Annotated in this window: 18 protein-coding genes; 10 read left to right on the top strand and 8 right to left on the bottom strand. The window is 51.9% G+C overall.

Translation table 11 applies throughout. From position 1 onward, the window contains the following. The first annotated feature begins 10 nt into the window (after positions 1-10). From H8710_RS08265 to H8710_RS08255, 3 genes are all read left to right on the top strand, one after another. On the top strand, positions 11-1459 hold the full coding sequence (locus H8710_RS08265; RefSeq protein ID WP_283242819.1) for a nicotinate phosphoribosyltransferase: 1449 nt from the start codon (positions 11-13) through the stop codon (positions 1457-1459). Between the two features lie 200 nt (positions 1460-1659). Then, the gene (locus H8710_RS08260; RefSeq protein WP_249295013.1) at positions 1660-2064 is read left to right on the top strand and encodes a pyridoxamine 5'-phosphate oxidase family protein; all 405 of its coding nucleotides are present in this window, start codon (positions 1660-1662) and stop codon (positions 2062-2064) included. Positions 2065-2196: 132 nt separating this feature from the next. After that, positions 2197-2577 (top strand): zinc ribbon domain-containing protein, encoded by a 381-nt coding sequence (locus H8710_RS08255; protein ID WP_249295012.1) that lies wholly within the window; start codon positions 2197-2199, stop codon positions 2575-2577. 71 nt (positions 2578-2648) lie between these two features. Here H8710_RS08255 and def read toward each other — a convergent pair whose 3' ends face one another. The 4 genes from def to H8710_RS08235 all read right to left on the bottom strand — a co-directional run bounded on the left by def (position 2649) and on the right by H8710_RS08235 (position 4977). After that, positions 2649-3104, bottom strand: a complete 456-nt coding sequence (gene def / locus H8710_RS08250) for a peptide deformylase (RefSeq protein WP_249295011.1) — start codon at positions 3102-3104, stop codon at positions 2649-2651. 78 nt (positions 3105-3182) lie between these two features. After that, positions 3183-3422 carry a helix-turn-helix transcriptional regulator gene (locus H8710_RS08245; RefSeq protein ID WP_249295010.1) on the bottom strand — a complete coding sequence of 80 codons (240 nt, stop codon included), beginning with the start codon at positions 3420-3422 and terminating at the stop codon, positions 3183-3185. 163 nt (positions 3423-3585) lie between these two features. After that, the gene (locus H8710_RS08240; RefSeq protein WP_249295009.1) at positions 3586-4113 is read right to left on the bottom strand and encodes a putative immunity protein; all 528 of its coding nucleotides are present in this window, start codon (positions 4111-4113) and stop codon (positions 3586-3588) included. Between the two features lie 30 nt (positions 4114-4143). Further along, positions 4144-4977: an undecaprenyl-diphosphate phosphatase gene (locus H8710_RS08235; RefSeq protein ID WP_249295320.1), complete on the bottom strand. Its 834-nt coding sequence runs from the start codon at positions 4975-4977 to the stop codon at positions 4144-4146. Between the two features lie 659 nt (positions 4978-5636). Between H8710_RS08235 and H8710_RS08230 the strand changes: the two genes are divergently transcribed. Genes H8710_RS08230 through H8710_RS08220 form a run of 3 tightly spaced genes read left to right on the top strand, consistent with a single transcriptional unit; the run spans position 5637 to position 8116 of the window. Continuing rightward, a complete protein-coding gene (locus tag H8710_RS08230) occupies positions 5637-6590 on the top strand; it encodes a DUF1848 domain-containing protein (RefSeq protein ID WP_249295008.1) in 954 nt (317 codons plus the stop codon). 12 nt (positions 6591-6602) lie between these two features. Beyond that, positions 6603-7277: an ABC transporter ATP-binding protein gene (locus H8710_RS08225; protein WP_249295007.1), complete on the top strand. Its 675-nt coding sequence runs from the start codon at positions 6603-6605 to the stop codon at positions 7275-7277. Further along, on the top strand, positions 7274-8116 hold the full coding sequence (locus H8710_RS08220) for an ABC transporter permease (protein ID WP_249295006.1): 843 nt from the start codon (positions 7274-7276) through the stop codon (positions 8114-8116). Before H8710_RS08225 ends, H8710_RS08220 begins: the two co-directional genes overlap by 4 nt. Positions 8117-8197: 81 nt before the next feature. Here H8710_RS08220 and H8710_RS08215 read toward each other — a convergent pair whose 3' ends face one another. Further along, positions 8198-8782, bottom strand: a complete 585-nt coding sequence (locus tag H8710_RS08215) for a uracil-DNA glycosylase (protein WP_249295005.1) — start codon at positions 8780-8782, stop codon at positions 8198-8200. 679 nt (positions 8783-9461) lie between these two features. Between H8710_RS08215 and H8710_RS08210 the strand changes: the two genes are divergently transcribed. Continuing rightward, complete coding sequence (locus H8710_RS08210) at positions 9462-10538, top strand: tetratricopeptide repeat-containing glycosyltransferase family 2 protein (protein WP_249295004.1); 1077 nt, start codon at positions 9462-9464, stop codon at positions 10536-10538. On the opposite strand, the gene H8710_RS08205 is transcribed toward H8710_RS08210, so the two are convergent. The 3 genes from H8710_RS08205 to H8710_RS08195 all read right to left on the bottom strand — a co-directional run bounded on the left by H8710_RS08205 (position 10511) and on the right by H8710_RS08195 (position 13827). Then, positions 10511-11605, bottom strand: coding sequence for an ArsR/SmtB family transcription factor (locus H8710_RS08205; RefSeq protein WP_249295003.1), 1095 nt, complete (start codon positions 11603-11605; stop codon positions 10511-10513). The two genes, H8710_RS08210 and H8710_RS08205, sit on opposite strands and share 28 nt — an antisense overlap. A 485-nt stretch (positions 11606-12090) precedes the next feature. Beyond that, positions 12091-12573 (bottom strand): YbaK/EbsC family protein, encoded by a 483-nt coding sequence (locus H8710_RS08200; RefSeq protein ID WP_249295002.1) that lies wholly within the window; start codon positions 12571-12573, stop codon positions 12091-12093. Positions 12574-12942: 369 nt separating this feature from the next. Further along, the gene (locus tag H8710_RS08195) at positions 12943-13827 is read right to left on the bottom strand and encodes a metallophosphoesterase (protein WP_249295001.1); all 885 of its coding nucleotides are present in this window, start codon (positions 13825-13827) and stop codon (positions 12943-12945) included. Positions 13828-14143: 316 nt separating this feature from the next. Here H8710_RS08195 and H8710_RS08190 point away from each other — a divergent pair, with 316 nt between their 5' ends. The 3 genes from H8710_RS08190 to H8710_RS08180 all read left to right on the top strand — a co-directional run bounded on the left by H8710_RS08190 (position 14144) and on the right by H8710_RS08180 (position 17242). Beyond that, positions 14144-16045, top strand: a complete 1902-nt coding sequence (locus H8710_RS08190; protein ID WP_249295000.1) for a beta-N-acetylhexosaminidase — start codon at positions 14144-14146, stop codon at positions 16043-16045. 16 nt (positions 16046-16061) lie between these two features. Further along, a complete protein-coding gene (locus tag H8710_RS08185) occupies positions 16062-16691 on the top strand; it encodes a hypothetical protein (RefSeq protein WP_249294999.1) in 630 nt (209 codons plus the stop codon). Between the two features lie 62 nt (positions 16692-16753). Next, the gene (locus H8710_RS08180; RefSeq protein WP_249294998.1) at positions 16754-17242 is read left to right on the top strand and encodes a GNAT family N-acetyltransferase; all 489 of its coding nucleotides are present in this window, start codon (positions 16754-16756) and stop codon (positions 17240-17242) included. Positions 17243-17298: the final 56 nt, after the last annotated feature.

Here is a 17298-nt window from a genome sequence, read left to right as displayed (position 1 = left end):
GCGAATCAAATTGGATCAGCGTAATTTTACCATGCTCTGCGATTTTTATGAGCTGACCATGGCCAACGGGTACTTCAAAAAGGGGATGCAAAACGACATCGCCTACTTCGATGTGTTTTTCCGGCAGGTTCCCGACGGGGGCGGGTTCGCCATCGCCGCCGGGCTGGAACAGGTAGTTCATTACATCCGCTCTTTGCGGTTTACCGAGGAAGACATTTCCTATTTAAAAGGAAAGGGTATTTTTGACGAGGCGTTTCTAAGCTATTTGAGAGGGTTTCGTTTTACGGGAGACATCTGGGCGGTACCGGAGGGGACGCCGGTCTTTCCGGGGGAACCCATCCTCATCGTCCGGGCCCCGGCCATTGAGGCGCAGTTCATCGAAACCTATGTGCTGCTGGCCTTGAATCACCAGTCTCTCATCGCAACGAAAGCAAACCGCATCGTCCGGGCCGCCGAGGGGCGGGCCATCGCCGAGTTCGGCTCCCGCCGGGCACAGGGGGCGGAAGGGGCGGTTTTGGGGGCGCGGGCGGCGTTTATCGGCGGCTGTGCTGGAACCGCATGCACCATGACCGACCGGGACTACGGCGTCCCCGCCACCGGGACTATGGCCCATTCCTGGGTGCAGATGTTCGACAGCGAGTACGAGGCGTTCAAGGCCTACTGTGAACTCTACCCCCACAGCGCCACCCTGCTGGTGGATACCTACAACGTACTGGAAAGCGGCGTGCCCAACGCCATCCGGGCGTTTCAGGAAGTGCTGCTGCCCCAAGGCATCACAGACTGCGGCATCCGGCTGGATTCCGGGGACATCACCTACCTGTCGAAGAAGGCGCGGAAGATGCTGGACGAGGCGGGGCTGCCGAACTGCAAAATCGTCGCCTCCAACTCGCTGGACGAGTTCATCATCCGGGACCTGATTTTACAGGGGGCGAAAATCGACCTGTTCGGGGTGGGCGAGCGGCTCATCACCGCCAAGAGCGACCCGGTTTTCGGCGGGGTCTACAAGCTGGCGGCCAAGGAGGGCAACGACGGGACGATCCTCCCGAAAATCAAGATCAGCGAGAACGCCGGCAAGGTGACCACCCCTCATTTTAAGAAGGTGTACCGGCTGTCGGAGAAAGAAACCGGCAAGGCCATCGCCGACCTGATCTGCGTCCACGACGAGGTGGTTGATGAGACGAAGCCGCTGGAAATCTTCGACCCGAACTTCACCTGGAAACGGAAAACGCTCTCAGACTTTATGGCGCGGGAACTGCTGAAGCCCATTTTCAAGGGCGGAGAGCTTGTCTACGACCTGCCGGACATCCAGTCCATCAAGGATTACTGCCGGGCAGAGGTGGATGCTCTATGGGATGAAGTCAAGCGGTTTGAAAATCCCCACACCTACTATGTGGATTTGTCCCAGAAGCTTTGGGACATCAAACAGGGGCTGCTGAGCGCAGAAAAACATAAGGCATAAGGCAAAAACATTGCGGAGGTGCGAAGAGTGCGCCTCCGCTTTTTCTTTGACAGAATGGTGGAATAAAAAGGTGGCAGGGGGCGTGAAAAACGTCTCGCAGCGTTTTTTGTTATTTGACCTTTACATTTCCAGAAATTGGGTATATGATGAAGCTGAAGGCGGGCGCCGCCTATTTTACCGCGTCAAAGGAGGTTTTTTCATTGAATGAAGTCGTAAAATTTCTGACCGAGAACCCCGTTCAATACTTTGCCACCGTGGGATTGGATGGAAAGCCCAAAGTCCGGCCGTTTCAGTTCATGCTGAAAAAAGACGGAAAATTCTATTTCTGCACAGGAAAAGGCAAAAACGTCTATCAGGAGATGCAGAAAAATCCTTATGTGGAGCTATGCGCCAGCAGCGCCGATTCCCGGTGGATCCGCATGAGCGGCAAAGCGGCCTTTTCCGGCGACCGGGCGGTCAAGGAGCAGATAATCGAGGGGAATCCGCTGGTGAAGAGCATTTACAAAAGCGCCGACAACCCGGATTTCCTGATTTTTTATCTGGACGATGCAAAGGCGGTGATCTCCGATTTTTCCGGCAATCCGCCGGAGGAATTCGAGCTGTAGGAAAAAAACGGGAACGAAAGCGTTCCCGTTTTTTTGCGCCTATTTGTTTATTGTTAATATAATTTATAGTTTTAATTGACAAAATATGTAAAATATATTATAATAAACTAAATTGAAAATAGGAGGGATTTTATGTCAATCGCTTGTAAAGTCGTTTCGTTCATTCTGCTGATCGGTTCTATTATTTCCGGCATCATATTGGGAAACATTGACTATGGTTTCAGCTGGACGGTTTTTCTGACGGCAGTGGTAAGCGGAGTATTGGCCTTTCTGCTTTTCTTCGTGCTGGGGGAAATTCTGGATCGGGTCGATTCCCTAGCCGGTTCCATTGAATCGACCGCCCACACTATTCGCAGTATCCAAAACGAAGTAAAGGGCGCGGAGCCGAAAAAAACAATGGCTGTTTCTAACTCTTATGCCAAACTGCCAAGAGATTCCTGGACTTGCTCCAAGTGTGAGCATAAGAATCCCCAAAGCGTCCGGTTCTGTCAAAACTGCGGCGAGCATCCCTGAGTGCGAAAAAAGCGTTCGGTCAAACCGGACGCTTTTTTCGTTTTCTTTGCGGAATGGGATTCCGCCGTTTCCTAAGGCACGAGCCATTCCGTCACCCGGTCGGGTAAGACGACGCCGTCCAGGTGATCGATTTCGTGGCAGAGGCACTGGGCCAATAGGCCCTTGCCTTTGACGCGGATTTGTTCGCCCCGTTCGTTGAGGGCTTCCACTGTCACCCACTGGGGGCGGACGGTTCTCCCCCACTTGCCGGGAAAGCTGAGACAACCCTCGTTGCACTGCTGGGTGCCGCCGGAGCTTGTGATACGGGGATTGACGAGCTTCATGAGGCCGTTTCCCACGTCGATGACGATAAGCCGTCTCAAAATCCCCACCTGTGGGGCGGCCAGGCCCGCGCCGTTATCGGCGTGGTACATGGTGTCGGCCATATCCTTTAGGAGCAGACGGATCCTGTCATCTACAGTTTCTACCTCCCGGCATTTTTTCCGGAGGATTTCGTCGTCAAAAAAACGCAATTGCCGAATCGCCATAAAATCAATATTCCTTTCCCAATGCTTTGGCCGGTTTTTACGGCAAAGTCAAAAAACTCCCGGTGTGAAAATTTGCTTTCAGCCCGCCGTCCTCCTGCTTTTTTCCGCACGGGATTTCCGCTCGCTCTCGGCAAAGAGGAAAACCTCTTCGATTGCGCAGCCGAACACCGCCGCAATGTCGTGGGCAAGCCAGATGGACGGCTCGAATTTCTCGCTTTCGATAGCGAGGATGGCCTGCCGGGAGACGCCGACCTTACGGCCCAGTTCTTCCTGGGTAAGGCCCTGCCGCTCCCGCAGCTCACGAATTTTATTTTTCATAGAAGCCCCCATGTTATGTTTACCTTACATCAATTATACCATAAAAGGGGAGCAGCCGTCAAAGGCGACGGCTGCTCCCCTCTATTTATTCTTGCAGCAGTCACTTTTCGACCTTTTGCTACAATATATGAGAGAGAATCCGCTGTTGATACAAGGGCGCGGCTCAGCAGTTCCAGTTGATTTTGGCGGGATGGGGCTCGTCCGGGACGGCGGACTGCCGGAGGGAAGCCAAAGCCTCTTGGAGCTCCGCCGAAGCCAAAGCGTCGTAGGTCTCCGGCTTTTCTTCGAGGCCCGCCCGGCTGTAGGCCACGGCAGCCGCCCCGTAAAACAGGAATCCCAATGCGCTGGTTGGTGTTTGCACTGACGAACAGGCGGTGGAAACGGCGCGGGCTGCCGCTTGGGCGACGGGGTGATTTTCGGCATCCCGGGCGATTTGCGCCGCCTCCCGGAGGAGCGGCTTCAGGTTTTTCAGGGGCATATCGCCCGTCAGGTGCTGCTCACAGGCCGACACCGTGCCGCGGAGGCGCAGGTCCTCGGAGTACTGGGCTTCATAGATGGGGAGATAATGGGTTTTTGCGTACTCCACCGCCCAGGAAGCAAGGGTTTTCTTGCTCTGTGTCTCCATCAGGGCCATGAGGGAGACACATTCCGGGGAGTCGATGTTGCAGAGCATTTTTCTCAGCTTCGCCATATTTTTCTCCGTTTCTGATGGGCAAAATCCTTAGAATACAAATTGTTTTAAGAGGAAGTAGCCCACCACGATGACGCCCAGGGCAATGCGGTACCAGCCGAAAGCCTTAAAGTCGTGCTTTTTAATGTAGCCCATGAGAAACTTGATGGCGAACACCGACACGGCGAAGGCGACGACCATTCCGGTGAGGAGGATGGCGATTTCGCTGCCTGAAAAGTCAAAGCCGAATTTGACGATCTTTAGTAAGCTCGCGCCGAACATGACGGGGATGGCCAGGAAAAAGGTGAACTCCGCCGCCACGTACCGGGAAGTGCCGATGAGGATGGCGCCCAGGATGGTCGCGCCGGAACGGGAGGTGCCGGGGATCAGGGACAATACCTGGAACATGCCGATGAAGAGGGCCGTCTGGTAGGAAAGGTCGGCCAAGGCGTTCACCTTGGGGGCGCGGCTTTTGTTCCGGTTCTCGATGACGATGAAAAGGACGCCGTAGAGGATGAGAGTAATCGCCACAGTGATGTAGTTATAAAAGAGTTCGTCGATTTTTTCGTCGAACAGCAGGCCGATGACCGCCGCGGGGATACAGGCGACGATGACTTTGCCCCAGAGGGAGAAGGTCTCTTTTTTCTCCCCGGCGGATTTTTTCGGGGAAAAGGGATTGAGCTTGTGGAAATAGAGCACCAGCACCGCCAAAATCGCCCCCAGCTGGATGACGACGAAAAACATTTCCTTGAACGCGTCGGACACGTTTAAACGGATGAACTCGTCGGCTAAAATCATGTGCCCGGTGCTGCTGATGGGCAGCCACTCGGTGATGCCCTCGATGATCCCCAAAATCGCCGCCTTGATAATCTCCCAAATCTGCATGTTTACAGTCATTCCTTTCCGGCGTCGGACGAAGCGCATAACCGGCGCTTTTCCGTCCAACAATATCAGTTAGTCCATTGCATCGCGCAGAGTTCTTTTTCCATTCCTATGCGTTTTCAGCGGGAAAAAGACACGGCCTGCCCGCCGTTTTTGGGGGAGGCCCGTTTTCTATTCCGATCACAAATCAAAGACTATTATATTTCTTTTACGCAAAAGTTGCAAGAAAATCTTCAAACTTTCTAAAATTTTGTCCATCTTTTCATTTTTCCCTAAAAATGGTATAATGACCTCACAAACAAGTCGCAAATCCACTTGTAAAGCGCCTAAAGGCGCTTTTATCCCGCTTTGCGGATTACGTGAGAACATTGTATCATAAATTCACAAAAGGCAAAGCCTTTTGCGCGGGCCTCGCCCGCTATCGAGGACTTCGTCCACTGAATTTATGGTATAATAAGCGCAATTGCAAAGGTTTTCGCCGAAAACCTTTGGCCGCATAGAGCGGCTTGATAAAATGCAAGCATTTTATCATTGCGTTTATTTTATCATCATCCGGTTCTGCTGACGCAGAACCGCGGCGGGGAGACCCGCCTACAAATTCCTACGGAATTTGCAGACGTGGTATACTAATCTCAGCGAGAAAAAGGGAAAGGAGGATTTTCATGCTCATCAGCGCCAGCCGGCGGACGGATATTCCGGCCTGCTATCCCCAGTGGTTTTTAAGACGGATGCGAGAGGGTTTTGTCCTGGCGCCCAATCCGCGGAATCCGCGGCAGCTGAGCAGGATTTCCCTCTCAAAAGAAGAGGCGGAGGGCATCGTCTTTTGGACCAAGAATCCCCTCCCCCTGCTCCCCTATCTGGACGAACTCAAGGATTTCGGCATTCCATTCGGGTTCCAGTTTACCATCACCCCTTATGACAGGGATATCGAGCCGAACCTGCCGGACAAAGAGGCGCTCATTAAGGCGTTTTGCGGGCTGTCGGAGCGGCTGGGGCCGAAGAAGATGGTCTGGCGGTACGACCCGGTGATTTTATCGGCGGATTGGACGGTGAAACGGCATCTGAAGGCGTTTTCTGAGATGGCAAAACGGCTTCAGGGCCATACGGGGCGCTGTGTGTTCAGCTTGATGGACTGGTATCGGAAGCTTTCACCCGCCGGGAAGGCTTTGGCGGAGCACGGCTGGACGGACGAAGAAATAAAAGACGTTGCAGAAGGGTTTTCCTCCATCGCCCGAGACCGTGGGATGGCGCTTTCCGCCTGCTGCGAGGCACCCAAATTCGATCGGTGGGACGTTACGCGGGAGGCCTGCATCAGCGAGGGATTTGCCGAAGCGGTGATCGGCGCGCCCGTTTGCGGCAGGAAAGACCCGGGGCAGCGGGCTTCCTGCGGCTGTATCCAGAGCGCCGACATCGGCGTTTACGACAGCTGTACAAACGGCTGCCTGTACTGCTACGCCAACACGTCCCGGCAGGTAATCCTGCAAAACACCGCAAACCACCATCCGGACTCCCCCACCCTCATCGGCTATCCCGAGCCTGAGGCAACGGTGGTTCCCCGGAAGCTTCCATCCATCAAGGCGGCGCAGATGAAATTTCCCTTCAATAACAAAGAGTGAGGAACAGTACGGATGTTTACCATCGAAAATTTGCGGTTTCTGGACATACTGAATATCCCAAAGCTGACCATCGACCGGCAGATCACCTGTATCGTGGGGGCCTCGGGCAGCGGAAAAACAACGCTGCTCAAGATGCTGAATAAGCTCATCGTCCCGGACGAGGGAGTCATCCTCCGAAATGGGGAGGATTTGGCCCATATGGACAGTGTGGCCCTGCGGCGGAATGTGGTGATGCTGGGGCAGACGCCGGTGATTTATCCCGGCACCGTCGGGGACAATTTGCAGATCGGGCGGCTGTTTTCCGGGCGGATTCCCCGGCCGGAAAGCGCTTTGCGGAAGATTCTGCGGGAGGTGGAGCTGGAAAAGCTCCCCGACGACCGGTGCGCCACCCTGTCCGGCGGGGAAAAGCAGCGGCTTTGCCTGGCGCGGGTGCTTTTGATGGACGCCGAGACTTATCTGCTGGACGAGCCATCCAGCGCTCTGGACAAAAAAACCGAGGAATTTATCCTGGAGGTTTTGATAAAATTCGTGCGGGAACGGGGCAAAGAGCTCATCATGGTCACCCATTCGCCGCAGGTGGCGGGTCGGTTCCCGGAGGCCCGTGTCCACATCGTCAAGGGGCGGGTGGAGGAAAATACCGCCCATCCCGAAGAAGGAAATTCGTCCGGTGAGGAGGGTCAGCCATGAGTGAAAACGCCGTCATGGATCTGTCAATCTTACAGCTTTCTATCGCCTATGTCTTTGTGCTGATTCTGCTCATCATTTTCAAGAGCAGGGGCATCCGGCGGGAAAAGGAAATCCTCATCGCCACCACCCGGATGACGGTCCAACTGACAGTGATGGGATTGATCCTAATGGTAGTCTTCCGGCACGCCCACTGGTGGCTCACTGTGCTCATGGTGGCCATCATGATCGGATTTGCCATCTACAACGCCATCAAGCGGGTCAAAATCCCCATGTCGGGGGCCTTAAAACGGCTCATCGCCGTCTCGATGATTTTCGGGGCGCTGATGACGGCAGCTTTTTTCATCATCGTTGTGTTGCAGGTGCGGCCCTGGTTCAATCCCCAGTATTTCATCCCCATTTCCGGCATGGTGGTGGGTAACTGCATGACCGGCATTGCGCTTGGGGCCAACAAGCTCTGCGGCGACATGGCGGATAAGCGGGAGATGATCGAAAATTCCCTCATGCTGGGAGCTACCCCCTTTGCGGCAACGAAGCAGATCGTCAACGATGCCTTTGACAGCGCCATTCTCCCCACCATGAACAACATGCTGACCATGGGAATCGTCTCCCTGCCGGGGATGATGACGGGGCAGATTCTGTCGGGCACCTTTCCCCTCACCGCCATAAAGTACCAAATCGGCATCATGCTGGCGATTCTCGGGGCCACCGCTTTGGCGACGGTGCTTTTCGTTTCCCTGGGGTACAAAACCTTTTTTTCCAAGGACGCGAGGCTGCTGCCCATGGAGAAGGAAACGGAAAAAGAAGGGAAAACAATATTTGCGCAAAAAGGAACCCGCTGATAAATTTATCAGCGGGTTCCTTTTTATTCGCCGCTTGCTTTGGGTTTTTCTAACGCCTTGACCCAACAGAAGAAGTTTTATTCATTGGCCGTCCGGCTTTAAGGGCGGGCAGATTTCGTCGATCTTCTGGCGGATAAGCTTTAAGTCCTCGTAGGCGGGGCGTTTTTTCATCGGATCCCGCAGGAGAGCGGAGGGATGGTAAGTGGCGATCATCCAGAAACCCTTCCGCTCGTACCAGACGCCGTGTTCCTTGGTGATTTTAAAGTCTGGGCTGATGAGGGCCTGAGCGGCAATCCGTCCCAGGCAGACGATAATTTTCGGCTGCACAAGGTGGGTCTGATACCGAAGGAAGGGCATGCAGGCCTCTTTTTCGTCAGCGGCAGGGTCCCGGTTTCCGGGCGGGCGGCATTTGACGATATTGGCTACGTAGACATCGGCCCGCTCAAGGCCGATGGACAAAAGCATTTTGTCCAGGAGCTGTCCGGCAGGGCCGACGAAGGGAATCCCCTGCCGGTCCTCCTGCTCTCCGGGGCCCTCTCCGATGAGCATCACATCGGCGTTTTGGTTCCCGTTTCCGACGACCACGTGGGTCCGGGTGTTGGCCAGTTTGCAGCGGGTGCAGTTCAGGCAGGCCTGTTTCAATGTTTCCCAGGTACGCACCGGCATCCTCTCCTTTCAATGATTGATATTCAGGGCTTGTTTGCCGTTTTCACGGTTTTGATGATGGCAGCCAGTTTACTTTTTTTGCACACCATATATCATTATTATACCATAAATTAGTGGACGAAGTCCACGATAACGGGCATAGCCCGCGCAAAAGGCTCTGCCTTTTGCAAATTTATGATACAATGTTCTCACTTATCCCGTGCCAGCGGGATAAAAGCGCCTTAAAGGCGCTTTGCAAACAGCAAAGCTGTTTGCTTGTGAGGCTATTATACCATATCCGCAAGCCCATAGGGCTTGCACGCCGCTTTCAGCGGCGCAAAACAGCTTTAGCCGTTTTTGCTATGGTGATAATCATCCACAAATCATTTTGCGAGACAAAATGATTGCGCCTGCGGCTCATAGCACACATTGTGTGCTATTTGTGGATATTATACCACATCTGCAAATTCCGAAGGAATTTGCAGGCGGGTCTCCCCGCCGTAGTTCTGCTTTGGCACAACCAGATGACGACAAAATGTTCTCTCAGGCGTCCGAAGGCTTGTAGAACAAGGCTTCGACTCACGCCGTGAGGTTATTATCGTATAGTTGCGGGTAATTGACAAGGGGCGGTTCCATTCCCCAAAAAACCTTTGAGCGCATATGATAAAACACAAACAATCCGCATAAAGGAGATTTTTTTATGATTACAATCAGCCTGTGCATGATCGTCAAAAACGAAGAGGCTGTTTTAGAAAGATGCCTCAAAAGCGTGAGGGACATCGCCGACGAAATCATTATCGTGGACACCGGTTCCACCGACGGCACCAAGGAAATCGCCGGGCGGTACGCCGATCTAGTATGTGACTTCGCCTGGAGGGATGACTTCGCCGCCGCCCGAAACTACTCCTTTTCCAAGGCGACCAAAGAATACATCCTGTGGCTGGACGCCGACGACGTTTTCACCGAAAAGGACCGGGAATCCTTTTTGCAGCTGAAAGAATCCCTTCCGTCCACCACCGATATCGTCATGATGAAATACCACACAGCATTTCATGAGGACGGCACTCCCTCCTTCAGCTATTACCGGGAGCGGCTCATCAAAAACAGCGGGGAATTTTTCTGGGAAGGGGCCATACATGAGGTCATCGCCCCCAGGGGGAACATCGTCTACTCCGAAACGGCGGTGACCCATCAAAAACTCGGTCCAGGGGACCCGGACCGAAACCTGCGCATTTTTGAGTCGATGCTGGCGGGAGGCGCTGTCCTCGAACCGCGGCAGCAGTTCTACTACGCCCGGGAGCTCTACTATCACGGCCGCTATGAGGACGCCATAACGGTGTTCCGGGCTTTTTTGGACAGTGGGAAGGGCTGGGCAGAAAACTGTATCGACGCCTGCCGGATAGCAGCCGCCTGCTACTACGCTTTGAATGACCCGGACAGCGCTTTGGGCATGTTGCTGCGAAGCTTTAGCTACGACGCGCCCCGGGCGGAAACCTGTTGTGATTTAGGAAAGCACTTTATGGACAGAGGACAGCTCCGGACGGCAATCTTCTGGTATGAGACCGCCGCTTCCCGCCCCCGCAACGACCAGTCCGGCGGATTTGTGCTGACCGACTGCTACGATTACATCCCCTATCTTCAGCTCTGCGTCTGCTACGACCGGCTGGGAGAACACGAAACTGCCTTTCGCTATAATGAAAAGGCGGCGGAAACAAAACCTCAATCGGAAGCAGTCAAACTGAACCGGGCTTATTTTTCAAAGCTGCTGTCAGACTGACGCACGTCGGAGGCCGGTACTTTTTTCCCTTGCTGTTGTTCCCTGACGATCCGCCGGTAGAGGCGATCAAAGTAAATTGAAAGTTTTTTCAGTGTCTTCGGGTCAACGGAGTAAAACACCTTTCGCCCAGAGGTGCGGGCGGTGAGAAGCTTTGCCTCACAAAGCATGTTCATATGGTAAAAGAGAGTATTATTGGAGACGTCAAGTTCTTTTGCGATTTCGGTTGCATATAGTTCCCTGCCGCGGATAACAGATAGGATATCCAGTCTCCTCTGTTCGCTCAAGGCGTTACCGATAAGCTGAAGGTCGGGCGAATCGGGATTCGTTTGCTCCAGCGGAGAGCAGGCATTGCAGCCGATGATGATTTCCAGTTCCTCCGATTTGGTGAAAATTCGCACCAAACCGTCGGGAAGAGTGCAGATAGAATAACGAACGGTCTCTTTGGCTTCTAATGGTATGTCCAGAAGCTGAAATAACCTTTCCTCATCCATGTTTTCTGCGGTGTTGAGGCTGCTTGAAGCGGAAGCCCACAATTCCACTTTTTCCAGAAGTCTTGCGCACTGGACAAAGCTATGATGCAGTTCCTGCAGATAGTGCTTTCCGTCCAGACATAGGCTCAACAGGTAAAACTGGTACTTTTCTTCCAATTCAAAAGACTGAATCAGCGAAAGCAGTTTGCAGCTGTCCCGCAGTCTGTTCTCGTAATCCGTTAAAAGCAAGGAACGGTGGTCAAATATTCGAAGAACATGCGATAGGAAGTAAGTGGGTTCCATCCGACGGATCCAGTCGAGAAAGGCGGAAATAGACGGGAAACGAAATAATCCTTTAGAAGCCCGAACAAAACGGCTGAAACAGCAGTCCCCTTTATGGACGGCAAAAAGAACGCTGAGGACCTGCTCCTGCGGCAACTGACTTTTATGAAAGCCTTCATGCACCATGCTATGGCAGTCTTCTACAAACAATTTTTGTTCATTGGCCGCCCTGAGGCATCCGGAATAATCATACCGGATCATTTGCGCGTAAATCAGATCAATGATTCTGCCAGGGATTGGGGAGTAGGTTATCATGTCGGAACTCCTTTCCATGCGGGCAGCACGTTTAGAAACATCGCCCGCCTAAGCGTTTACTATTTTATTATAGCGCTTTTGACAGATATTTCAATTATTTTAGAAAATAATTTTCTAAAATAATATGTCATATATTTTGGAAAAACACAGGCCTGGGAAATTCCAGGCCTGTGTTTCTGCATGATGGGTATTCGAATTTTTGATTGAGTTGAGATCATGTTGCAATAAAATCATAGCATAATGTTATCGCGTAATTTGTCGAATTTTGAATTTTCTGTTTTTTTAATGCGTTTTTTTGGTTGTTTAAGATATATTTCGTCGTATTTTGAAAAATTTCAAATAATATGTACGAAAATGTGATTAATATCTGGTGCATAATATCTAAAATATTTTTATCTTTTTTAAAAGTGACGATTGATAAGAGATAGAAAAAATAAAAAAGCACTCTTCTGAAAAGAATGCTTTTTTCATAAAACTTTTTGTTATTAGATGTCTGTGTTCTGCCAAGCCTTGCAGACGTCGATCCAATCAATGCTTTGGGAATAAGTAAACAATTCATCACAACTAAGTGGAATGGCGCTGTTGCTGCTTCCGCAGGCGGGATACACCGTTTCGAACCGCTGAAGGGAAATATCGGTATAAACCTTGGCGGTATCCTTGACAGCGAAGGGGCAGACTCCTCCTACTGCGTGACCGCACAACTCCAACACCTGATCGGGAGTGAGCATTTTTGCCTTTATACCGAACTGGGCTTTGAATTTTGCGTTGTCCACCTTGGCGTCGCCGGCGGCGACGACGAGGATACATCCATCCCCGGAAAGGAACGAGAGGGTTTTGGCAATGCGGGCGGGCTCACAGTCGAGCGCCTGTGCTGCCAGTTCAACGGTAGCGCTGGAAACATCAAATTCCCGGATGCGCTCCTCAATTCCATATTGTTTAAAAAAATCCCGAACGGGTTCAATCGCCATTGTAAACATCCTTTCTTGTCATAAAATACACTGCGCAGCGAATCGACCGGACATGCCGTTAATCTTCCGCGTCGATCTTCTTGCATTGCGAAAGTACAGTGAACTGGTCTCATTTTACCGCACTACTGCGCAAAAATCAACTTCCAATTTCCGAAAATATTTTGATTCCATTGCAGAAAACGACAATCTTTTTAACTTTTTTATGATAACATAATTCTCGCAGCAAGGTTCTAACTCTTCCAAGTATTTCAACATCCTTTTTAAAAACAAAATCCCCGGGGCACTCCGGGGATTTTGTTTTTTTGCAGGTGGGCATTCTTCCGGACGAGCGGAAAAGAGCAGATGGAGCACCTGCCTAAGTAATACTTTCTATTTCTCTCGGCGCAGGGTAACCAAAACCACCTCGGGACGGTTGAAAAGCCGGATGGGAAAGCCGCTATTGCCCAGTCCCCGGCTGATGTTCATGCCGCGGCCAGATTTTATATGCAGACCAGCGGTATATTTCCCAAAAAATCCCTGGTTAGGAGCGAGAACTCCCCCCAGTCCCGGTATCCGCACCTGGCCGCCGTGAGCATGGCCACAGAAGGTAAGGGAAAATCCCGCATCCAGATACCATTCAAAAAGATCGGGACGGTGGGACAGAAGAATCGAAAAAGGGGTCTTAACCTGACTGGATAATTCCCGGAGCCGGACACGGAAGCTCTCTTCCGCCGCTTTTCCCTCTTTCCGCACATCGGAAAACACATTGACATTTTGAATACCCGCCAGGGTGATCACGTCGTCTCCCCTATGGAGTTCTACAGTTTCGTCGTCTAGCACCGCCACGCCGCATTCCATTAGCTCCAGACGAAATCGGTCGTAATAACCGGCGGTGATTTCATGGTTTCCGCAGACAAAAAAGGTGGGGGCAATCCGGGCGGCACCGTTTGCAAGATTGAGGGCGGGGTCGATATCTCCAAGCCGGGTCCGGCGCTTGTCGATCAAATCGCCGGTAATGACGATCAGATCGGGGGATACATCAGCGCAGATTTTCAGGAGCTTTTCCTGCCCAGTGCCGAAGCTTTTGTTATGCAGGTCGGAAATATGAAGAATACGGTAGCCGTCAAATCCCTCTGGCAGGTCACGGCTTACAAACTCCTGTTGGGTCAGTCCGATGATGTTATTTTCCCGCCACAAAAACACCCCGATGAGACAGAGGGCTCCAAAAATTCCAAGGATGGCCCAGATATTTGAGCCAGTTAATAAATGTTTCATGCTGTTTTCTCCTGAATGGTGTAAAATGTTTTTTATGAGGATTCCCCTCATATCAGTCTATGATGCATCAGACCGAAAACTGCTTTTGGACGATGGCTTTTACTGCGGAGCAGTTGGGCAGAAGTCAAAATCCGTTGTGAAGTTATTTTAACTATCATTATACTGACTTTTGAAAGCGAAAGCAAGAAAAACTCCCAATTGCACAATTCTTTTCTCACCAGATAAACAATAGAAATTCCTTGACTTTTTCCTATGTGTTCCGTAGAATAGAAATGTATGCGTAATGGGATTTTACCCAGGTAAGGAGGCTCCCCGTATGTTGAAAATAAAACTGATAGACGGCGCCCAATTTGAGGAAGGGCTGCTGGAATTTACCGAGGAATATGGGTTCTGCCTTTGTGAGGACGCAGATGCAATTACAGTGCGGGCAGTACAGGCCCGAGATGGGCTTCTTACGGTCACAGGAGACCTGGAGCAGGGAGTTTGTATTTCCTATTCGGAAACAATCCATTTTTTCCGGGGATTCGGCCGGTTTTTACAGGAATTATCTTATGAGAATAAGAGCTTTCATTTATTGGAGAATCCACAGTTTACCACAAACGGAGTCATGCTCGACACGTCCCAGGGAAATGCGGTTCCCACTGTACAGACAGTTAAGATCTTTCTCCGAAGAATGGCCCTGATGGGGCTCAACATGCTGATGCTTTACTGCGAAGACGGGTTTTTAGTAAAAGAAGAGCCTTATTTCGGCTACATGAGAGGCAAATACACTGAAACAGAGCTGCGGGAATGCGACGATTATGCCGCACTGTTCGGTATCGAGATGATCCCGTGCATCCAGACCTTGGCTCACCTTTACGAGCCTCTGCGCTGGAAAGGGGTTTACGGAAATATCACCGAAAACCCATCGACCCTCCTGCCCGATGAAAAACGCACTTACGATTTTATCCGGCACTTGATCAAGACGGCGTCCAAGCCCTTCCGCACCAAACGTATCCACATCGGTATGGACGAAGCCTGGCATCTTGGCCATGGAAAGTATTTCGACAAGCACGGTTATGTTCCGGCGGGACACATCATGATTTCCCACCTGAAAAAAGTTATGAAAATCGTGCAAAGCCTGGGACTTTCCCCTATGATGTGGAGCGATATGTTTTTCCGTGCCTACTCTCCCGACGGCGATTATTACAACCCCAAAACCGAAATTCCAAAAGAGGCCGCAGAGCAGGTTCCGCCGGGGGTCAAGCTGGTTTACTGGGACTATTACCATTATGCAAAGGACACCTATGAGTCTTTTATCTCAAAGCACCGCAAGCTGGGTGAGCCAATTTTTGCGGGAGGCATTTGGACTTGGCTGGGATTCGGCGTCAACTGGGCCAAGACTTTTTCGGTGACAGGTGCCGCGCTGACCGCCTGCAAGGAGCAGGGCGTCAAAGAGGTGTTCGCCACCGTATGGGGCGACAATGGCACCGAGGGGAACCTCATGGCATCCCTTTTAGGGCTGTGCCTGTTTGCTGAACACGGCTACGTAGAGGCCTTTGGCAACGATCATCTGCGAAACCGATTCTACTTCTGCACCGGCGGCAAATACGGAGATTTTTACAATTTGCAGTTTTTGGACGAAACCCCCGGCTGTAAGCCGGGCAACCCTGAGGAGAAAAATCCGTCCAAATACCTGATGTGGCAGGATATTCTCACTGGGCTGTTTGACGAAAATATCAAGGGACTGCCCCTCAGGGAGCATTACGCTTCCCTTGCAGAGAAATTTAAAAGATCGGCAGAGAAAAACGAGAATTACAAAGATTTGTTTGTCTTCAACGCCCAAGTGGCGCGGGTGCTTTCGATCAAGGCGGAAATGGGCCTTCAGATCCGGAAAGCCTATCTGGGTGAAGATCGAAAGCAGCTGGCTGCTTTCGTGGAGCTGTATCTTCCCAATCTTATCGAGGAAGTGGAAACACTGCGTCGGCTGCATAAGGCTCTCTGGTTTAAAACCTACAAGCCCTTTGGTTGGGACGTGCAGGATATGCGCTACGGTGCGCTGCTCATCCGCATTCGCTCCGCCATTGAAGAGCTGTCCGATTATTTAAACGGTGTCTTGCCGGAGATTCCGGAGCTTTTAGAGCCGCGGCTCCCCTATAATGGCAAGGAAGGGCTTGTTTCCTACGCCAACTACTATGGAGAAATCGTTTCCCCCAGCCGCATTGCGCCGGAGGCATAACAGAATTGAGGAAAAAATGTTTTACGTATTCGATAACGCGGTTTACCCCGAAAAATCCGAGCTTCTCTTCCACGATGACTTCAGCGGAAAGGTGGGCGACAACTGGGAGGTGGCCAGCGGCGGCTGGACGATAAAAAACGGCGTGCTTCTGGGCTGCATCCGGGAAAACCGGGGCGGGCTCATCTACTCCCACGAGCAGTTTCCCGGCGACGTGATGCTGGACTTTTACGGGACTCTCGTTTCCCCCTGTAAAAACGACCTGAATTTTACCTTCCGGGCCGTCGGATGGGATAAATTCAATAATGACGCGAGTACGGGCTACATCGGTGGCCTGGGCGGCTGGTGGACCGGGCGGGCAGGCATCGAAAAATACCCGGACTGCCGGGTGCAGGCGCTCACGGGCGCGTTCCAGCCGGAATCGGGCCGGGAGTACCACATACAGGCGGGCATCATCGGTGACCGCTGCTTTTTGGCGGTGGATAACGCAGTCATCGTCGAGATGCGGGACCCAGAGCCCATCTGTCATCCCGGGAGCAACCGGGTGGGGCTGGGAGTTTACTGCAGCAAGGCGGAGTTTCGGGATTTCAAGGTGCTGCGGCCCAAATACGTGCATCAGAAGCTTTGCTATCCTCTGCCGCAATTTTAACGTCGGCGGGAGATGCCGTCCCACCAGTGAAATTCTCATAAAGGACGAAAGGACGTTTGACCATGGACAGAAAAACAGAGGGATTTGCCATCCGGTTCGCAGAAGAAAAGGATGTGGGGCTGATCCTCAAATTCATAAAAGGGATTGCAGAGTATGAAAAAATGCTTCCGGAAGTGGTGGCCACTGAGGAATTGCTCAGAGAATGGGTGTTTAAAAAGCAGTCGGCAAGAGTCATCATCGGGGAACTCCGTGGCGTACCGGTAGGATTTTCTCTCTTTTTTCACAATTTCTCCACCTTTATGGGGAGAGCCGGCCTGTACATCGAGGATATCTTTGTCTGGCCGGAATACCGAGGTAAGGGCTTTGGCAAGGCGCTTTTTTTGTATCTGGCGAAGCTGGCCCACGAAGAGGGCTGCGGCCGGATGGAGTGGTGCTGCCTCGACTGGAACCAGCCTTCTATCGATTTTTACCGCTCTATGGGGGCCCGCTCCATGGACGGGTGGAGTACCTACCGGCTGACCAAAGAACAGCTCAGGGAATTATCGGAATAGCATATCGGAAAAACCCCGGCAAGCGTTTGCCGGGGTTTTGTGCAACAGAAAGGAGA

Source organism: Fumia xinanensis (assembly GCF_014384905.1).
GTDB lineage: Bacteria > Bacillota > Clostridia > Oscillospirales > Ruminococcaceae > Fumia > Fumia xinanensis.
Note: the sequence above shows the minus strand (reverse complement) of the source record. Positions and strands in the feature narration are given on the sequence as shown.